General features: G+C 38.9%; 1 pseudogene. It reads right to left on the reverse strand.

Annotated elements, in window-relative coordinates:
* Nucleotides 1–151 precede the first annotated feature (151 nt).
* Nucleotides 152–355, reverse strand: a pseudogene (locus EL84_RS00040) (alpha-amylase family glycosyl hydrolase); the annotation flags it as partial.
* Between the last annotated feature and the right edge of the window lie 154 nt (nucleotides 356–509).

Here is a 509-nt window from a genome sequence, read left to right on the forward strand (position 1 = left end):
TTTGAGAGCTCAAACTCTCAAACAGCTTGCTTTTGCATGGAGCTTGTTCTTTGAAAACTAGATATCGAAACGAAACAAACGCGAATTAGAACATTCCTTTAAGCTGAACTTGTGCAAACAAGTCAAGTGTATAAAGGTAGTTAAATTGACAGTGATCGCTGACGTCATACCCATTATCGTCGTTAGGTGAATTATACATCGGACAGATCCATATCAGATCAATACCGAGATCTGGAATATAATCCAGTTGTGAAATGATCCCCTTAATGTCGCCAATGCCATCCCCGTTGGAATCCATAAAACTTCTCGGATAGATTTGAGAAGCTACTGCTTCTTTCCGCCATACTCTTTTCATTGAATACAATCCTTCTTTCTTGAGAACTGAACATTATATAACGTATTATGCTTTAATCATGGATACGGTACATTCTGGCTTCATATGGACGTAATTCGCTCTCCGAGAGTTCACCTGTATAGTTAGCTACCAAACGCTGATGAGAACCTGTTAA

Origin of the sequence: Paenibacillus sp. VT-400, from assembly GCF_001029205.1 — a bacterium.
Lineage (GTDB): Bacteria > Bacillota > Bacilli > Paenibacillales > Paenibacillaceae > Paenibacillus > Paenibacillus amylolyticus.